The following is a 19030-nucleotide window of genomic DNA, read 5'->3' on the forward strand; positions in this document are numbered from 1 at the left end:
CGACAACACCCCACACAACCGACCCCACACACCCCCATCCAACAACCCCGGCAAATCCACCAAACCACCCCACCGCAACGGCACCTCCACACCCACCACCCGACCCAAACCCCACACCGCAGCACCCACCACGTCGGTCAGGGGCTCCGCGTCGTCAACGGAGACCGCCCCACGGGTGAGCCACCAGAGCCGCCCCTGGACCTCCGTGGTGGCCAGCGCCTGCGCCACCGCCAGCGCCTCGACCACGCCCGCTCCGGCCAGCGACAGCAGCGAGACCAGCCCGGCGACCGGCTGCCCGGCCTCCACCGCTCCGGCCAGTCGGCGCGCGACCTCGTCCCGGTCCAGCGCGTCCAGCACCACCGGCACCACCTCGGCGCCCCGCTCCGCCAGCCCGGCCAGCAACGGGTGGTCCTCCTGGCCGGGGACCATCAGCACCAGCCAGGAGCCGGTCAGGTTCCCGGTCCCGGTCACGTCCTGGCGTCGCCACACCACGCGGTAGCGCCAGGAATCCACAGTCGACCGCTGTTGTGCGGCCCGCCGCCACTGCGCGAGCTTCGGCAGGACCGCGCTGAACGGTTCGTCCGCGCCGACGCCCAGCTCGCCGCCGACCAGGTCGGGGTCGCCGGACTCCACGGCCGCCCAGAACCGCCCGTCGAGAGCCTCGCCGTGCGCGTCCCGGCGGGCTGCGGGCGCCGCCTCGGGCCAGTACCAGGCATGGTCGAAGGCGTACGTGGGCAGGTCGACCACGCGCGGCCGTGCGCCGGTCTGGCCGTGGTACGCCGCCCAGTCGACCGGCACACCCGCCACCCACAACTGCCCCAACGCCGCCGTCACCGCGGCGACCTCCGACTGCTCCCGCCGCGACGCCGGAACCCGCCGCACCCCCGCATCTCCGACGATCTCCGCCACCATCGCCGTCAACGTCGCATCCGGACCCACCTCCAGGAAGGTGTCCACCCCCAGCGCCCGCAACGCCACCACACCATCGGCGAACCGCACCGGCTGCCGCACGTGCCGCACCCAGTACTCCGGATCCACCAGCTCCAACGGGTCCGCCACGGCACCCGTCACGTTCGACACCACCGCGACGCGCGGCACCCGCCAGTCGAGCCCCGCCACCACCGACCGGAACTCGTCGAGCATCGGCTCCATCAGGCGGGAGTGGAACGCGTGACTGACCGCGAGCTCCTTGACCCGCCAACCCCGCTCACGGGCGGTCGCCACCACCGAGGCCACCTCGCCGGCAGCGCCCGAGACCACCACCGACGCGGGGCCGTTGACCGCCGCGACGTCCACCGCCGCACCCGACGCGCCGATCAGCTCGGCGACAGCCTCCTCCGACGCGCCGACGGCCGCCATCACGCCGCCGGCCGGCAACGCCTGCATCAACCGGCCCCGCGCCGCCACCAAGGTGCACGCGTCCGCCAGGGACAACATCCCCGACACGTACGCGGCGGTCACCTCACCGATCGAGTGACCCGCCAGGAAGTCCGCCCGCACACCCCACGACGACAACAACTTCCACAACGCCACCTCGACCGCGAACAGGCCCGCCTGCGCGAAGACGGTCTGGTCGAGCAGAGCCCCATCGGCGGTGCCCGGCTCGGCGAACACCACCTCGCGCAGCGCACGCGGCAGCAAGCCGTCGAACCGCGCGCACACCTCGTCGAAGGACACCGCGAAGACGGGGAACGCGTCATACAGCTCCCGGCCCATCCCGACGCGCTGCGAACCCTGGCCCGTGAACAGCACCGCCCGACGACCCGCCGACACCACACCCGAGACCCGGCCCTCGGCAACCGTCGCGAGGCCCGCCGCCAGCTCGTCAACGTCCGAGCCCCACACGACCGCCCGGTGCTCCAACGCCGCCCGGGTCGTCGCCAACGACCAGGAAACGTCCACCGGCGACAGGGACCGGTCCCGCACGAACGACGCCAACCGCGCCGCCTGACCCGCCAGGCCCCGCTCGGAGCGCCCCGACACCACCCACGGCACCGGCAGACCCACGGGCGCGGGAACCGGCAGCCCGTCCGCCGGTCCGCCCCGGTCGGCCTCGCCGCGCTGCTCCGCCCCCGAGGGGTGGACAGACTCCTCCGCTGCCACCGGCTCCGCAGCCGACGCGGCCGCAGGCCCCGGCAGCGGCGCGGCCTCCGCCGCCAACTCCGGCTGCTCGATGATCACGTGCGCGTTCGTGCCGGAGATGCCGAACGACGACACACCCGCCCGCCGGGGACGCTCCACCCCCGGCCACTCACGCGACTCCGTCACCAACTCCACCGCACCCGACGCCCAGTCCACATGCGACGACGGCGCATCCACGTGCAAAGTCGCCGGCACCATCCCGTGCCGCATCGCCAAGACCATCTTGATGATCCCGGCCACCCCCGCAGCCGCCTGCGTGTGACCGATGTTCGACTTCACCGAACCCAACAACAACGGCACATCCCGACCCTGCCCATACGTCGCCAACAACGCCTGAGCCTCAATCGGATCACCCAACGACGTACCCGTACCGTGCGCCTCCACCACATCCACATCAGCCGTCGACAGACCCGCACTCGCGAGGGCCTGCCGGATCACCCGCTGCTGCGACGGCCCGTTCGGCGCCGTCAACCCGTTCGACGCACCATCCTGATTCACCGCCGAACCGCGCACCACCGCCAGGACCCGGCGCCCGTCGCGCCGCGCGTCCGACAGCCGCTGCACCACGAGCACGCCGACGCCCTCGCCCCACGCGGTGCCGTCCGCCGACTCGGCGAAGGCCTTGCAGCGGCCGTCCGCCGACAGCCCGCCCTGGCGGGAGAACTCGATGAAGGCACCCGGGGTGGCCATCACAGTGACGCCGCCGGCCAGCGCCAGGTCGCACTCGCCCGACCGCAGCGCCTGCGCCGCCAGGTGCAACGCCACCAGCGACGACGAACACGCCGTGTCCACCGTCACCGCCGGCCCCTCGAACCCGAACGAGTACGCCACCCGACCCGACAACACGCTCGCGGAGGCGCCGGTCGCGCCGAATCCGGCGAGGGCCTCCCCGGCCTGGCGTACGACGGTCTCGTAGTCCTGCCCGTTCGTGCCGGCGAACACCCCGACCCGGTCGCCGCGCAGCGCGAGGGGCTCGATCCGGGCGTCCTCGAACGCCTCCCAGGCGACCTCCAGCAGCAGCCGCTGCTGCGGGTCCATGGCCAGGGCCTCGCGCGGCGAGATGCCGAAGAACTCCGCGTCGAAGCCACCCGCGTCGGCCAGGAAGGCCCCGCGCGAGACGCAGGAGTCGGTTCCGGCCAGGGACTCCAGGTCCCAGTGCCGGTTGGTCGGGAAGTCCGACATCGCGTCGGCACCGGCCGTCAGCAGGTCCCAGAGCCCCTCCGGGGACTCGGCTCCGGCCGGGAAACGGCAGCCCATGCCGACGATGACGATCGGGTCGTCGCCCACGACGGGGCCGGTGGCGGCGGGGACGGGCAGCGCCTGCCCGCCGAGCAGCTCGGCGTGGATGTGGCCGGCCAGGGCCGCCGAGTTCGGGTAGTCGAAGGCGAGCGTGGTCGGCAGCGCGAGGCCGGTCGCCGCGTCGAGCCGGTTGCGCAGCTCGACCGCCGCCAGCGAGGTGAAGCCGAGGTCCTGGAAGGCCCGGTCGGGCGCCACCCGCTCGGCGGACTCGTGGCCCAGGACGGCCGCGACCTCGGCACGCACGAGCTCGCCGAGGGCGCGCAGCTGCTCCGCACCGGACATTCCCGCCAGGCGGAGGCGCAGGTCGGCCGCCGGCACGGGGGCGTCGGCCGCCCCCGCCGCGCCGGCCTCGGCCAGCAGGTCGCGGACCAGCGGGTGCGGGCGCCGACCGCCGGCGGCGGCCACCCGGGCCCAGTCGATGTCGGCCACCACGAGGTACGTCTCGTCGCGGTCCAGCGCCCGGGTGAGGGCGCGTACGGCCGTCTCCGGTGCCATCGCGCCGAAGCCGGTGCGGCTCAGCCGCTGCTCGAACTCACCGGCGCTCACCCCGCCGTCGGCCCAGAGGCCCCAGGCGAGCGAGGTCGCCGGCAGCCCCTCCGCGCGACGCCGCTGCGCCAGCGCGTCGAGGAAGGCGTTGCCCGGTGCGTAGGTGGTCTGCCCGGCGGCGCCCATGAGGCCGGCGAGGGAGGAGAAGAGGACGAAGGCGGAGAGGTCGGTGCCCCGGGTCAGCTCGTCCAGGTTGCGCGCGGCGTCGACCTTCGCCCGCAGGGCGGTGGCCAGCTGGTCGACGCTCACGGCGTCGACGACGTTGTCGTCGAGGGCGGCGGCGGTGTGCACGACCGCGCTCAGCGGAAGCTCTGCGGGGATCGAGTCGAGCAGCGCCGCGAGCGCGGCCCGGTCGGCCACGTCGCAGGACGCGAGGGTGACCCGGGCGCCGAGCCCGGCGAGTTCCTCGGCGAGGGCGGTCGCGCCGGGCGCCTCACCACCCCGCCGGCTCACCAGCAGGAGGTGTTCGGCTCCCTCGGCGGCCAGCGTGCGGGCGACGTGTCCCCCGAGCGCCCCGGTGCCGCCGGTGATCAGCACCGTGCCGCGCGGCGTCCAGGACCGGCGCGTACCGGTGTCGCCGTACGTCGCGCGAACGAGCCGGCGGGCGTGGCCGCCGGTGCCGCGCAGGGCGACCTCGTCCTCCCGGCCGGTGCCGGCGATCAGCGTCCGGAGCATGCGCACGACGCCCTGGTCGGGCTGCTCGGGGACGTCGACGAGCCCGCCCCACCGGTGCGGGTGCTCGGCGCGCAGCACGCTGCCGAAGCCCCACGCCATGGCCTGCACGGGGTCGACGTGCCGGTCCCGGGACCCGACGGAGACCGCGCCGCGGGTGAGGATCCAGAGCCGGGCGGCGATCCCGGCGTCCCCGAGCGCCTGCGCGAGCGCGACCGTGCCGGCGAGGCCCGTCGGCACGGAGGCGGCCCCGGCGTACGGCCGGGTGTCGAGGGCCAGCAGGGAGAGTACGGGCAGCACGTCCCCGTCGCGGCCGGTCGACGCCTCGGCGAGGTCGTGGGCGAGCCGCTTGCGGTCGCACGCGGCGTCGACCTCGACGATCCGCCCGCCGGCGGCGCCGAGGGCGGCGGCCCAGTCCGTCACGGCCGCGTCGGCGTCGGCCGGTACGACGAGCAGGAAGTCGGTCGCCTCGGCGCGGGCGGCGTCGTCCGTGAGCGGCTGCCAGGCCACCCGGTAGCGCCAGGAGTCGAGGGCCGCTTCGGCGTCCCGGCGGCGTCGCCAGGTGGACAGCGCCGGCAGCACGTCCGCGAGGGGGGCGTCGGCGTCGACGGCCAGGCTCTCGGCGAGGGTGGTCAGGTCCTCCGCCTCGATCGCCCGCCAGAAGTCCTCGTCGGCGGCGGTACGCCGGGCGGCGGGGGGACGGTAGGACCGCGTCGCGGCATTGATCCAGTAACGTCGATGATCGAAGGCGTACGTGGGCAGGTCGACCACGCGCGGCCGGGCGCCGGTCTGGCCGTGGTACGCCGCCCAGTCGACCGGCACACCCGCCACCCACAACTGCCCCAACGCCGCCGTCACCGCGGCGACCTCCGACCGCTCCCGCCGCGACGCCGGAACCCGCCGCACCCCCGCATCCGCGACGATCTCCGCCACCATCGCCGTCAACGTCGCATCCGGACCCACCTCCAGGAAGGTGTCCACCCCCAGCGCCCGCAACGCCACCACACCGTCGGCGAAGCGCACCGGCTGCCGCACGTGCCGCACCCAGTAGCCGGGATCGGTGACCTCCCCGGCGCCCGCCACCGCACCGGTCACGTTCGACACGATCGGCACCCGCGGCGACCGCCAGTCCAGCCCCGCCACCACCGACGCGAACTCGCCCAGCATCGGCTCCATCAACCGCGAATGGAACGCGTGACTGACCGCGAGTTCCTTCGTCCGCCAACCCCGCTCACGGCAGGCCGCCACCACTGGAGCCACCTCGTCGCCGGCGCCGGAGACGACCACCGACGCGGGACCGTTGACCGCCGCGATGTCCACGGCCGCACCGCTCACGCTGATCAGCTCGGCGACAGCCTCCTCCGACGCGCCGACGGCCGCCATGACGCCGCCGGCGGGCAACGCCTGCATCAACCGACCCCGCGCCGCCACCAGCGTGCACGCGTCCGCCAGCGACAACATCCCCGACACGTACGCCGCAGTCACCTCACCGATCGAGTGACCCGCCAGATAGTCCGCCCGCACACCCCACGACGACAACAACTCCCACAACGCCACCTCGACCGCGAACAACCCCGCCTGCGCGAACACGGTCTGCTCCAACAGACCAGCAGTCTCCGAACCCGCCTCCGCGAACACCACCTCACGCAGCGCACGCGGCAGCAAGCCGTCGAACCGCGCGCACACCTCGTCGAACGACGCCGCAAAGACCGGGAACGCGTCATACAGCTCCCGGCCCATGCCCACGCGCTGCGAACCCTGACCCGTGAACAACACCGCCCGACGACCCGCCGACACCACACCCGATACCGCCGGCCCGCCCTCGGCGACAGCCGACAGACCGGCGACCAGCTCGTCCGCGTCGGAGCCCCACACCACCGCCCGGTGCTCCAACGCCGCCCGGGTCGTCGCCAACGACCACGACACATCCACCGGCGACACGGACCGGTCCCGCACGAACGACGCCAACCGCCCCGCCTGACCCGCCAGACCCCGCTCGGAGCGCCCCGACACCACCCACGGCACCGGCAACCCGACGGGGGCGGCAGACGCCGCGGCGGGCTCCGGCTCCGACTGTTCGATGATCACGTGCGCGTTCGTGCCGGAGATGCCGAACGACGACACGGCCGCCCTGCGCGCGCGGCCCACACCCGGCCACTCGCGCGCCTGGGTCACCAGCTCCACGGCGCCCGACGACCAGTCCACGTGCGACGAGGGCTCGTCCACGTGCAGCGTCGCCGGCACGGTCCCGTACCGCATGGCCATGATCATCTTGATGACGCCCGCCACCCCGGCGGCGGCCTGCGTGTGGCCGATGTTCGACTTCACCGACCCCAGCAGCAGCGCGTCCCGGTCGTCGCGGTCCTGCCCGTACGTGGCGAGCAGCGCCTGGGCCTCGATGGGGTCGCCCAGCGTCGTGCCCGTGCCGTGCGCCTCCACGACGTCGACGTCGGCGACGCCCAGCCGGGCGTTCGCGAGGGCCTGGCGGATCACCCGCTGCTGCGACGGGCCGTTCGGCGCCGTCAACCCGTTCGACGCACCATCCTGATTCACCGCCGTGCCCCGCACCACCGCCAGGACCCGGCGCCCGTCGCGCCGCGCGTCCGACAGCCGCTGCACCAGCAGCACGCCGACGCCCTCGGACCAACCCGTGCCGTCCGCGGCGTCCGAGAACGACTTGCACCGGCCGTCGGGGGCCATGCCCCGCTGCCGGGAGAAGTCGATGAACGTCTCGGGCGTCGCCATCACCGTGACGCCGCCGGCCAGCGCGAGGTCACACTCGCCCGACCGCAGCGCCTGCACCGCCAGGTGCAACGCCACCAGCGACGACGAACACGCCGTGTCCACCGTCACCGCCGGGCCCTCGAAACCGAACGAGTACGCCACCCGGCCCGACAACACGCTGCTGGCGGTGCCGACGCCGAGGTAGCCGTCGAGGGCCTCCGGAACGTCGGCCAGCCCGGCGGCGTGGTTGTGGTACATCATGCCGGCGAACACGCCGACGGGGCGGCCCCGCAGCGCGAGCGGGTCGATCCGGGCGTCCTCGATGGCCTCCCACGCGGTCTCCAGGAGCAGCCGCTGCTGCGGGTCCATGGCGAGCGCCTCGTGCGGCGAGATCTTGAACAGGGTGGCGTCGAAGTCGCCGGCGTCGGCCAGGAAGCCGCCCTCGCGGGCGTAGCTGCTGCCCCGGCGCGCGCCGGACGGGTCGTACAGGTCGTCGACGTCCCAGCCCCGGTCGGCGGGGAAGCCGGTGATGCCGTCCCCACCGGCCACGAGGAGGTCCCACAGCTGCTCCGGCGAGCGTACGCCGCCCGGGTAGCGGCAGCTCATGCCGACGATCGCGATCGGCTCGTCGAGCGCCGCGACGGCGGCGACCGGGGCCGGCGGCGCACCGGCGGCGGTCCCGGTCTCGGCGTCCAGGTGCTCGGCCAGGGCGAGCGGGGTCGGGTGGTCGAATACCAGGGTCGCCGGCAGGCGCAGGCCGGTCACCACGCCCAGCCGGTTGCGCAGCTCGACGGCGGTCAGCGAGTCGAAGCCCAGCTCGGTGAACGGGCGTCCGGCCTCGACGGCGGCGGCGTCGGCGTACCCCAGCACCGCCGCGACCTGGTCGAGGACGAGCCGCAGCAGGGCCGCGGCGCGCTCCTCGCGGTCGAGCCCGGCCAGCCGTTCGGCCAGGGCGGCGGTCTCCGCCGGGCCCGACCGGGCGGCCCGACGCCGGGGCGCGCGGACCAGGCCGCGCAGGACCGACGGCAGGGTGCCCGCCTCGGCCTGGGCGCGCAGCGCCGGGCCGTCCAGCGCCATCGGCACCGTCGTGGGCAGGCCGGTCAGCAGAGCGGCGTCGAGGAGCGCGAGGCCGTCCGCCTCGGGAAGCGGCCGTACGCCGGCGCGGGCCAGCCGGTCGGTGTCGGCGCGGTCGAGGCCGGCGGTCATGCCGCCGCCCGACTCGACCCACGGTCCCCAGGCCAGGGAGTGTGCGGGGAGGCCCGCGGCCCGCCGCCGGTGCGCGAGCGCGTCCAGGAAGGCGTTGGCCGCCGCGTAGTTGGCCTGACCGGGGCTGCCGGTCACGCCCGCCGCCGACGAGTAGGTGACGAAGAGCGCGAGGCCATGGGCGGCGGTCAGCTCGTGCAGGTGCGCGGCGGCGTCCACCTTCGGCCGGAGCACCTCGTCGAGGGACCCGGCGGTGAGCGAGGTCAGGGTGCGGTCGGCCAGCACGCCGGCGGTGTGCACCACACCGGTCAGCGGGTGTGCCGGGTCGATCCGGTCGAGCAGCGCGGCGAGGGCGTCGGGGTCGGCGGCGTCGCACGCCTCGACCGTCGCGGTGGCGCCCAGGTCGGCGAGGTCGGCGAGCAGGTCGGCGGCGCCGGCCGCGGTGGGCCCGCGCCGGTTGGTCAGCACCAGGTGGCGGACCCCGTGCCGGGTGACCAGGTGGCGGGCGACGAGCGCGCCCAGGGCACCGGTGCCGCCGGTGACCAGCACCGTGCCGTCCGGGTCCAGCGCCGGCGCCGGGGCGTCGGGTTCCGGGGCGGCGACGAGCCGGGGCACCCGGACCACGCCGTCGCGTACCGCCGCCTGCGGCTCGTCGGCCGACAGCAGGCCGGCGAGGGCGGACGCGGAGCTCTCCTCGTCGTCGAGGTCGACGACCAGGAACCGGCCGGGGTGCTCGGCCTGGGCGGACCGGAGCAGGCCCCACACGGCGGCGCCGGCCAGGTCGGCGACGTCCGCGTCGTCGTCCACGGCGACGGCGCCGCTGGTGAGGACCACCAGCCGGGACCCGCCGGTGTGGCGCTCGGCGGCGAGCCAGCCCTGGAGCACGGCGAGGACCTCGGCGAGCAGGTCGTGGACCGGGCCGGGGCCGGTCGCGGCGGCGCCGGCCACCGGGTACAGCACGACGTCGGGCACCCCCGCGTCGCAGAGCGCGTCGAGGTCGACGTGCCGGTCGGCGGTCACGCCGGACGGCAGCGGCGCGGGGCGGTCGCCGAGCACCGCCCAGGTCGTGCCGTCGGGCGCGCCCACGCCGCCAGCGTGCCGGGGCCAGTCGAGGCGGAACAGCGAGCGACGCCACGGGGACCCGCCGGAGGTGAGTTCCCCGGCCGGCAGGGGCCGCAGCACCAGGGAGCCGACCCGGGCGACGGGTTCGCCGGTGGCGTCCGCGACCAGCATGGCCACCGTGTCCGCGCCGGTGGGCGTCAGCCGCACCCGCAGCGTGTCCGCGCCGTGGGCGGAGAGCGTCACGTCCGACCAGGCGAACGGCAACCGGGCCTCGCCGGGGTCGACGATGCCGAGCCCGACCGCCTGCACGGCGGCGTCGAGCAGGGCCGGGTGCAGCCCGTACGCGCCGGCCCCGTCGGCCGCCGGCTCGGGCAACGCCACCTCGGCGTACACGTCGGTGCCGACCCGCCAGGCGGCGCGCAGCCCCTGGAAGGCGGGGCCGTACGCGAACCCGGCCCGCGCCGCCCGCCCGGTCAGCTCCGACACGTCGAGGGCGGTGGCGCCGGTCGGCGGCCAGTCCGCCAGCGTGGCGCCGCCGTCCCCGGGCGCCGGGGCGAGCAGGCCGGTGGCGTGCCGGACCCACAGGTCGTCGGTGCCGGAGCGGCGGGCGTGGACCGTCACCTGCCACGCCTCGCCGCCGGTGCGCTCGGCGGCGACCTGCACGTCGACGCCGCCGGTCTCCGGCAGCACCAGCGGCGCCTGGAGGGTCAGCTCGGCGAGCTGGTCGGCGCCGACCTCCGCGCCGGCGCGCAACGCCAGTTCCACGAATCCGGTTCCGGGGAAGAGCACCACGTCGCGTACGGCGTGCTCGGCCAGCCAGGGCTGGCTCTCCACCGACAGCCGGCCGGTGAGCGTCACCTCGTCGCCGTCGGCCGAGCGGAACACCGCGCCGAGCAGCGGGTGGCCGGTCGGGGTCAGTCCGGCGGCGGTCACGTCGGCGGCCTGCGGCAGGGGCAGCAGCCAGTAGCGTTCGCGCTGGAACGCGTACGTGGGCAGGTCGACCGGCGCGGGCGGGCCGTCGAACAGGGCCGCCCAGTCCACCGGCACGCCCCGGGCCCACACGGTGGCCGCGGCGGCCAGCGCCGTCGCCGCCTCGTCGTGGTCGGCGCGCAGCATCGGGGCGCACACCGAATGGTCCGCGCCGACGATCTCCTGGGTCAGCGCGGAGAGCACCCCGCCCGGCCCCACCTCGACGTACGCGCCGACGCCCAACTCACGCAGGGTGGCCACGGCCGCCTCGAAGCGGACGGTGTCGCGGACGTTGCGCAGCCAGTACGCCGGGGAGCGCACCTCGTCGGGGTCGAGCACCGCGCCCGTCACGGTGGAGACCACGGGGATCCGGGGCACGGCGAAGGTCAACTGCCCGAGCACGTCGCCGAACGCGTCGAGCATCGGGTCCATCCGCGCGGAGTGGAACGCGTGGCTGACCCGCAGCCGCTTCGTGCTGCGGCCGAGGGCCGCGAAGTGTGCGGCGACCGCCAGCACGGCGTCCTCGTCGCCGGAGACGACGACGGACTCCGGGCCGTTGACGGCGGCCAGCCCGGCGCCGGCCGCCCCGCCGACGGTGTCCAGGTGCTGGCGTACCTCCGCCTCGGTGGCGCGGATCGACACCATCGCCCCGCCGGTGGGCAGGGCCTGCATCAGGGTGCCCCGGGCGGCGACCAGCCGGGCGGCGTCGGGCAGCGACAGCACGCCGGCGACGTGCGCGGCGGCCACCTCGCCGACCGAGTGGCCAGCCACGAAGTCCGGCACGACGCCCCAGGACTCGACGAGCCGGTAGGCCGCCACCTCGACGGCGAACAGCGCCGCCTGGGCGTAGCCGGTGCGGTCGAGCACCTCTGCGGGACCGTCGAGCACGGCGCGCAGCGGCCGGTCGAGGTGCCTGTCCAGCTCGGCGCAGGCGGCGTCGAAGGCCGCGGCGAAGACCGGGAACGCCGCGTACAACTGGCGGCCCATGCCGACGCGCTGGGCGCCCTGCCCGGTGCAGAGCACGGCGACGCGGGTGGGGCTGGCGACCCCGCGCCGCACGGACGCCGCCGGGACGCCGTCGGCGAGCGCGCCGAGCCCGGCGACCAGCTCGTCCCGGTCGGCCCCGAGCACCACCGCCCGGTGTTCGAGGACGGACCGGCCGGTGGCCAGGGCCCGGCCCACGGCGGCCGGCGCGGCGTCGGGGTGCTCGGCGAGCCAGGAGCGCAGCCGGTCGGCCTGGGCGCCGAGCGCGGCGGCGCTGCGCGCGGAGACGACCCACGGCAGCGGGTCGGGCCCGGCGACGGCGTCGGTGCCGGCGGCCGGCTGCGGCGCGGTCGGGGCGGCCTCGACGATGACGTGGGCGTTGGTGCCGCTGACGCCGAACGAGGAGACGCCGGCCCGCAGGGGCCGGGAGCCGCGCGGCCACGGGCGCGGCTCGCGGAGCAGGCTCACCGCGCCGGCCGACCAGTCGACGTGCGGGGACGGCTCGTCGACGTGCAGGGTCCGCGGCAGGACGCCGTGGCGCATCGCCATGACCATCTTGATCACGCCGGCGACGCCGGCCGCGGCCTGGGTGTGCCCGAGGTTGGACTTGATCGAGCCGAGCCAGAGAGGCTGGTCCTCGGCCCGGTCCCGGCCGTACGTGGCGAGCAGCGCCTGCGCCTCGATGGGGTCGCCGAGGCGGGTGCCGGTGCCGTGGGCCTCCACCGCGTCCACGTCGGCCGGGGAGAGCCGGGCGTTCGCGAGGGCCTGGCGGATCACCCGCTGCTGCGACGGGCCGTGCGGCGCGGTGAGGCCGTTGGAGGCGCCGTCCTGGTTGACGGCCGTGCCACGTACGACGGCGAGCACCGGGTGGCCGTTGCGCTGGGCGTCGGAGAGGCGCTCCAGCAGCAGCAGGCCGGCGCCCTCGCTCCAGCCGGTGCCGTCGGCGGCGGCGGCGAAGGACTTGCAGCGCCCGTCCGGGGACAGGCCGCGCTGGCGGCTGAAGCCGACGAACGTGTCGGGGCTGGACATGACGGTGACGCCGCCGGCCAGCGCGAGCGTGCACTCGCCGGAGCGCAGGGCCTGCACGGCGAGGTGCATCGCCACCAGCGAGGACGAGCAGGCGGTGTCGACGGTCACCGCCGGGCCCTCGAACCCGAAGGTGTACGCGATGCGGCCGGAGACGACGCTGCCGTGGTTGCCGGTGCCGACGAACGCCTCGACCTCCTCCGGCACGCCGTTGAGGCGGGAGACGTAGTCGTGGTACATGACGCCGGTGAAGACGCCGGTGCGGCTGCCCTTGAGCGAGTCGGCGGCGATGCCGGCCCGCTCGACCGCCTCCCAGGCGACCTCGAGCAGCAGCCGCTGCTGCGGGTCCATGGCCAGCGCCTCGCGCGGCGAGATGCCGAAGAACCCGCCGTCGAACTCGCCGGCGTCGTGCAGGAAGCCACCCTCGCGGGTGTACGACTTGCCGTGCGCGTCCGGGTCCGGGTCGTAGAGGTTCTCCACGTCCCAGCCCCGGTCCGCCGGGAACGGCGTGACGGCGTCGACGCCGGACTCGACCAGCCGCCACAGGGCCTCGGGGGTCCGCACCCCGCCCGGGTAGCGGCAGCCCATCCCCACGATCGCGATCGGCTCGTGGTTCTGCTCGTCGACGGCCCTCAGGCGTTCGCTGGTCTCGTGCAGGTCAGCGGTGACGCGCTTGAGGTACTCGCGGAGCTTGGCTTCGTTCGCCATCGGGTTGATCACCTGTCGCTAAGGGGCAAGCGGCGGACTCGTGGTCAGGATCGGCCGAACTTCTGGTCGATGAAGTCGAACAGCTCGTCGTCCGAGGCCTCGTCGAGGGCCTGGCTGACGTCGGCCGGCCGATCGGTGGCGTCGCTCCACCTGGTGACCAGCGCCCGGAGGCGGACCGCCACGGCGGTCCGCGTCTCGTCGTCGCCGGCCAGTCGTTCCAGCTCCTCCGGACCGGTCGCGGCGAACGCGGCCTCCAGCCGGTCCAGCTCGGCCAGCAGCCCCGCCTCGGGCGCCGGCGGGGCGGCGTCGATCAGCAGGAAGTCGGCGAGGGCGGCGGGCGTGGGGCAGTCGAAGATCAGGCTCGCCGGCAGCCGGATCCCGGTGAGGGCGGTCAGCCGGTTGCGCAGCTCCACCGCCGTCAGCGAGTCGAAGCCGAGGCCGGTGAACGTCTGCCCGGAGGGCACGACGGTGGCCGGCGGATAGCCGAGCACCTCGATGACCTGCGCCTTGACCAGGTCCTCCACCAGCCGGCCGCGCTCCGCCTCGGGCGTGCCGGCCAGGCGCTGCGCGAAGGACGGTCCGCCGCCGTCACCGCCGGCGACGACGCGCCGCCGGGCCCGGACCAGGCCGCGCAGCGGCGCCGGGAGCTGGCCGGCGTCGGCCTGGCGGCTCAGCGCGGCGGGGTCGAGCAGCGCCGGCACCAGGTGTGGGCGGCCGCCGCGCAGGCTGGCGTCGAAGAGGCGCAGCGCCTGGTCGGTGTCGAGCGGGCTGAGGCCGTTGCGGCTCATCCGCTGCCGCTGGGCGGCGTCGAGGGCGCCGGTCATCCCGCTGTCGGCGGCCCAGAGGCCCCAGGCCAGGGAGGTGGCGGCGAGGCCCGCGGCGCGCCGGTGCTGGGCGAGGCCGTCCAGGAACGCGTTCGCGGCGGCGTAGTTGCCCTGCCCCGGGCCGCCGAGGACGCCGGCGACCGACGAGAAGAGGACGAACATCGCCAGGTTCCGCCCCCGGGTCAGCTCGTGCAGGTGCCAGGCGGCGTCGGCCTTGGCGGAGAGCACGGCGGACATCCGCCCGGGGGTCAGCGCCGAGATCACCGCGTCGTCGAGGACGCCGGCGGCGTGGACGACGCCGGTGAGCGGGTGCTCGGCGGGGACGCCGGCCAGCAGTGCGGCGAGGGAGTCCCGGTCCGCCACGTCGCCGGCCGCCAACCGGACCTGCGCGCCCAGCGCGGTCAGCTCGGTCAGCAGCTCCGTCGCGCCGGGGGCGTCCGATCCGCGCCGGCTGACGAGCAGCAGCCGGCGCACCTTGTGCGTGCTGACCAGGTGCCGGGCCAGCAGGCCGCCGAGGGCGCCGGTGGCCCCGGTGACCAGGACCGTCCCGTCGGGGTCGAGGTCGGCGCCCAGCGCCGGGTCGAGGACGGCGGGCGTGAGCCGGGGTGCCAGCACCCGCTCGTCCCGGACCGCCAGTTGGGGTTCGCCGGTGGCGACCGCGCGGGCCACCAGGTCCACCGTGCCGGGCTCCGGTCGCCGCGCCTCGTCGAGGTCCACCAGCACGAAGCGGCCGGGGTGTTCCGCCTGGGCCGAGCGCAGCAGGCCCCAGACCGCCGCGCCGGGCAGGTCGGTCGTGCGGCCGGTGTCGCCGGCGGGGACGGCCCCCCGGGTCAGCACGACCAGTTGCCGCTCCGCCAGCCGGTCGTCGGCGAGCCAGCCCTGCACGGCGGTCAGCACGGCGGCGAGCCGGGTCCGGGTGGCGGCGGGGACCGGGGCGCGCTCGTCGTCGGCGTACGCGGCGAGCAGCACCAGTTCCGTGTCGAGCAGGCCGACGTCGACCGCGTCGGCCAGCTCGGCGAGCCCGTACCGGGCGAGTGCCGCCAGGTCGGACGGGGCGTCGCCGAGGAGCACCGCGCCAGCGGTCGTCGGGGAGCCCGCCGGGACGCTCTGCCAGGCGACGTCGTACAGCGAGTCGACGCCCGCGTCGGCGCCGCGTACCTGCTCGGCGGTCACGGCGCGGGAGACCAGGGAGCCGATCCGGGCGACGGGGGCGCCGGCCGGGTCGGCCAGGGTCAGGGTGACCCCGCCGCCGCTGCGCCGGGCGCGTACCCGCAGCGCGGTCGCGCCGACCGCCGAGAGGGTGACGCCGGTCCAGGCGAAGGGCAGGCGTACGCCCGACGCCTCCTGGTCGGAGTCGAGCAGGCCGACGACGTGCAGGGCCGCGTCCAGCAGGGCGGGGTGGATGCCGAAGCCGGTGACCTCGGTGCCGTCGGGCACCGCCACCTCGGCGCACACCTCGTCGTCGGTACGCCAGACGGCGCGCAGGCCACGGAAGAGCGGGCCGTACTCGACGCCCAGGCGGGACAGCTCGGTGTAGACATCGTCGACCGCGACGGCGGTGCCGGACGTGGGCGGCCAGGGCGCCGGCTCGGCCCCGTCGGGCTGCGGTGCGGCGGGTGCGAGGACGCCCGCCGCGTGCCGGTCCCACTCCCCGTCCGGGTCGGCGGCGGCCCGCGAGTGGATGGTGACCGGCCGGCGTCCCTCCTCGTCCGCCGTGCCCAGCTTCACCTGCACCGACCGGGCGTCCTGCCCGGTGAGCGCCAGCGGCGCCTCCAGGGTCAGTTCGTCGAGGGTGTCGCAGCCGACCTGCGCGCCCGCGTGCAGGACCATCTCGACCAGGGCGGCGCCGGGCACCACGACCGAGTCCCAGACGACGTGCTCGGCGAGCCACGGGTGGGTACGCGCGGAGAGTTCGGTGCCGAAGAGCCGTACGTCGTCGTCGGCCACGCGTACGGCGGCGCCGAGCAGCGCGTGGTCGACGGGGCGGACGCCGAGCCCGGGCGCGCCCGCGCCACCGGCGGTGGTGTTGAGCCAGTAGCGCTGGTGGTCGAAGGCGTACGTGGGCAGGGCGACCGTGCGGGGCCGGGCCCCGGCAGCGGTGAGGTATCCGGTCCAGTCGACGTGGCCGCCGGTGACGTACCGCTCGGCGAGGGCGGTGCGCAGCGTGTCGGGCTCGGGGTGGCCGGCTCGCAGCGTGGCGGTGAACCGGACGTCGCCGGTCGCCTCGACGCAGTCCTGGGCCATCGCGGTGAGCACCGCGTCGGGGCCGACCTCCAGGAAGTGCGTCACGTCCTGCTCGTGCAGGGTCCGCACGGCGTCGGCGAAGCGCACCGGCTGCCGCACGTGCCGCACCCAGTAGCCGGGATCGGTGATCTCCCCGGCGCCCGCCACCGCACCGGTCACGTTCGACACGATCGGCACCCGCGGCGACCGCCAGTCCAGCCCCGCCACCACCGACGCGAACTCGTCCAGCATCGGCTCCATCAACCGCGAATGGAACGCGTGACTGACGGCGAGATCCTTCGTCCGCCAACCCCGCTCACGGGCGGCCGCCACCACCGAGGCCACCTCGCCGGCAGCGCCCGACACCACCACCGACGCCGGACCGTTGACCGCCGCGACGTCCACCGCCGCACCCGACGCGCCGATCAGCTCGGCGACAGCCTCCTCCGACGCGCCGACGGCCGCCATGACGCCGCCGGCGGGCAACGCCTGCATCAACCTGCCCCGCGCCGCCACCAGCGCGCACGCGTCCGCCAGCGACAACATCCCCGACACGTACGCCGCCGTCACCTCACCGATCGAGTGACCCGCCAGATAGTCCGCCCGCACACCCCACGACGACAACAACTCCCACAACGCCACCTCGACCGCGAACAGGCCCGCCTGCGCGAACACCGTCTGGTCCAGCAACGCGGCCTCGGCCGAACCCGGCTCGGCGAACACCACCTCACGCAGCGCACGCGGCAGCCGCGGATCGATCTCCGCGCACACCGCGTCGAACGACGCCGCGAAGACCGGGAACGCGTCGCACAGTTCGCGGCCCATGCCCACGCGCTGCGAACCCTGACCCGTGAACAACACCGCCCGGCGACCCGCCGACACCACACCCGATACCGCCGGCCCGCCCTCGGCGACAGCCGACAGGCCGGCGACCAGCGCGTCAACGTCCGAGCCCCACACCACCGCACGGTGCTCCAACGCCGCGCGGGTCGTCGCCAACGACCACGACACATCCGCCGGCGACAGGCCACGATCGCGCACGAACGACGCCAACCGCGCCGCCTGACCCGCCAGGCCCCGCTCGGAGCGCCCCGACACCACCCACGGCACCGGCAACCCCGGGGGGCCCGCCGTCGGTTCCGCCTCGGTCTCGGGATCGGTCTCGGGTTCCGGCTGTTCCAGGATCACGTGCGCGTTCGTGCCGGAGATGCCGAACGACGACACGCCCGCGCGCCGGGGACGCTCCACCGCCGGCCACTCACGCGTCCGCGTCACCAGCTCCACGGCACCGGACGCCCAGTCCACGTGCGACGACGGCGCGTCCACGTGCAGCGTCGCCGGCACCACACCCGTCCGCATCGCCGAGATCATCTTGATGATCCCGGCCACCCCGGCAGCCGCCTGCGTGTGACCGATGTTCGACTTCACCGACCCCAGCAACAACGGCGCATCCCGGCCCTGCCCGTACGTCGCCAGCAGAGCCTGCGCCTCGATGGGGTCGCCCAGCGTCGTGCCGGTGCCGTGCGCCTCCACCACGTCCACGTCGGCCGTGGACAGACCCGCACTCGCGAGGGCCTGCCGGATCACCCGCTGCTGGGAGGGGCCGTTCGGCGCCGTCAACCCGTTCGACGCGCCGTCCTGGTTCACGGCCGTGCCGCGTACCACCGCCAGGATCTGGCGGCCGTCGCGTTGCGCGTCCGCCAGGCGCTGCACCAGCAGCATTCCGACGCCCTCGGCGAGCGCCGTGCCGTCCGCCGCGTCGGCGAACGCCCGGCACCGGGCCACCGGGGAGAGGTTGCCCTGCCGGGTGAAGTCGACGAACACCGCCGGGGTGGGCATCACCGTCACGCCGCCGGCCAGGGCGAGGTCGCACTCGCCCGACCGCAGCGCCTGCACCGCCAGGTGCAACGCCACCAGCGACGACGAACACGCCGTGTCCACCGTCACCGCCGGCCCCTCGAAACCGAACGAGTACGCCACCCGACCCGAGGCGATGCTGCCCGCGTTGCCGAGACCCAGGTAGTCCTCGACGCCCGCCGGCGGGGTCTCCGGCGGGTGGGCGTACCCGCTGTGGGTCATGCCGGCGAACACCCCGACGCGGGCGCCCCTCAGGCTGGTGGGGTCGATGCCCGCCGACTCGACGGCCTCCCACGAGGTCTCCAGCAGCAGCCGCTGCTGCGGGTCCATGGCGAGGGCCTCGCGCGGCGAGACGCCGAACAGCCGGGGGTCGAACTCGGCGGCGTCGGGCACGAAGCCGCCCTCGCGTACCGAGGAGGTGCCCGGCCGGGAGCGCTCGGGGTCGTAGAGCGCGTCCAGGTCCCAGCCACGGTCGGTGGGGAAGGAGGCGATGGCGTCGCCGCCGGCCGCGACGAGGTCCCACAGCTCCTCGGCCGTGCGTACGCCGCCCGGGAACCGGCAGCCGGTGCCGACGATCGCGATGGGCTGCTGCGCATCGGCCTCGACGTCACGGAGCCGTTGCCGGGTCCGCCGCAGGTCGGCGGTGACTCTCTTCAGGTACTCCCGGAGCTTGTCTTCGGTGTCCATCAACCCAGCCCATCGCGATTCACGGCGGAGACTCGACGTAAGCGACGGTACGAATGCGCAGAAGTCTCAGGCGACACCTGTATCTGTCGTTCGGCTCGCTCGGC

At 75.6% G+C, this 19030-nt stretch carries 2 protein-coding genes; both read right to left on the reverse strand.

Going from position 1 to position 19030, the window contains the following annotated elements; genetic code table 11:
• Window positions 1-13335, reverse strand: a 13335-nt coding sequence (locus RM555_RS24610; protein WP_311413959.1) for a type I polyketide synthase, incomplete at its 3' end; no start/stop codon positions are given.
• A 44-nt stretch (window positions 13336-13379) separates the two neighbouring features.
• Window positions 13380-18929 (reverse strand): type I polyketide synthase, encoded by a 5550-nt coding sequence (locus tag RM555_RS24615; RefSeq protein ID WP_311413960.1) that lies wholly within the window; start codon window positions 18927-18929, stop codon window positions 13380-13382.
• Between the last annotated feature and the right edge of the window lie 101 nt (window positions 18930-19030).

Origin of the sequence: Micromonospora reichwaldensis (assembly GCF_031845925.1) — a bacterium.
GTDB lineage: Bacteria > Actinomycetota > Actinomycetes > Mycobacteriales > Micromonosporaceae > Micromonospora > Micromonospora reichwaldensis.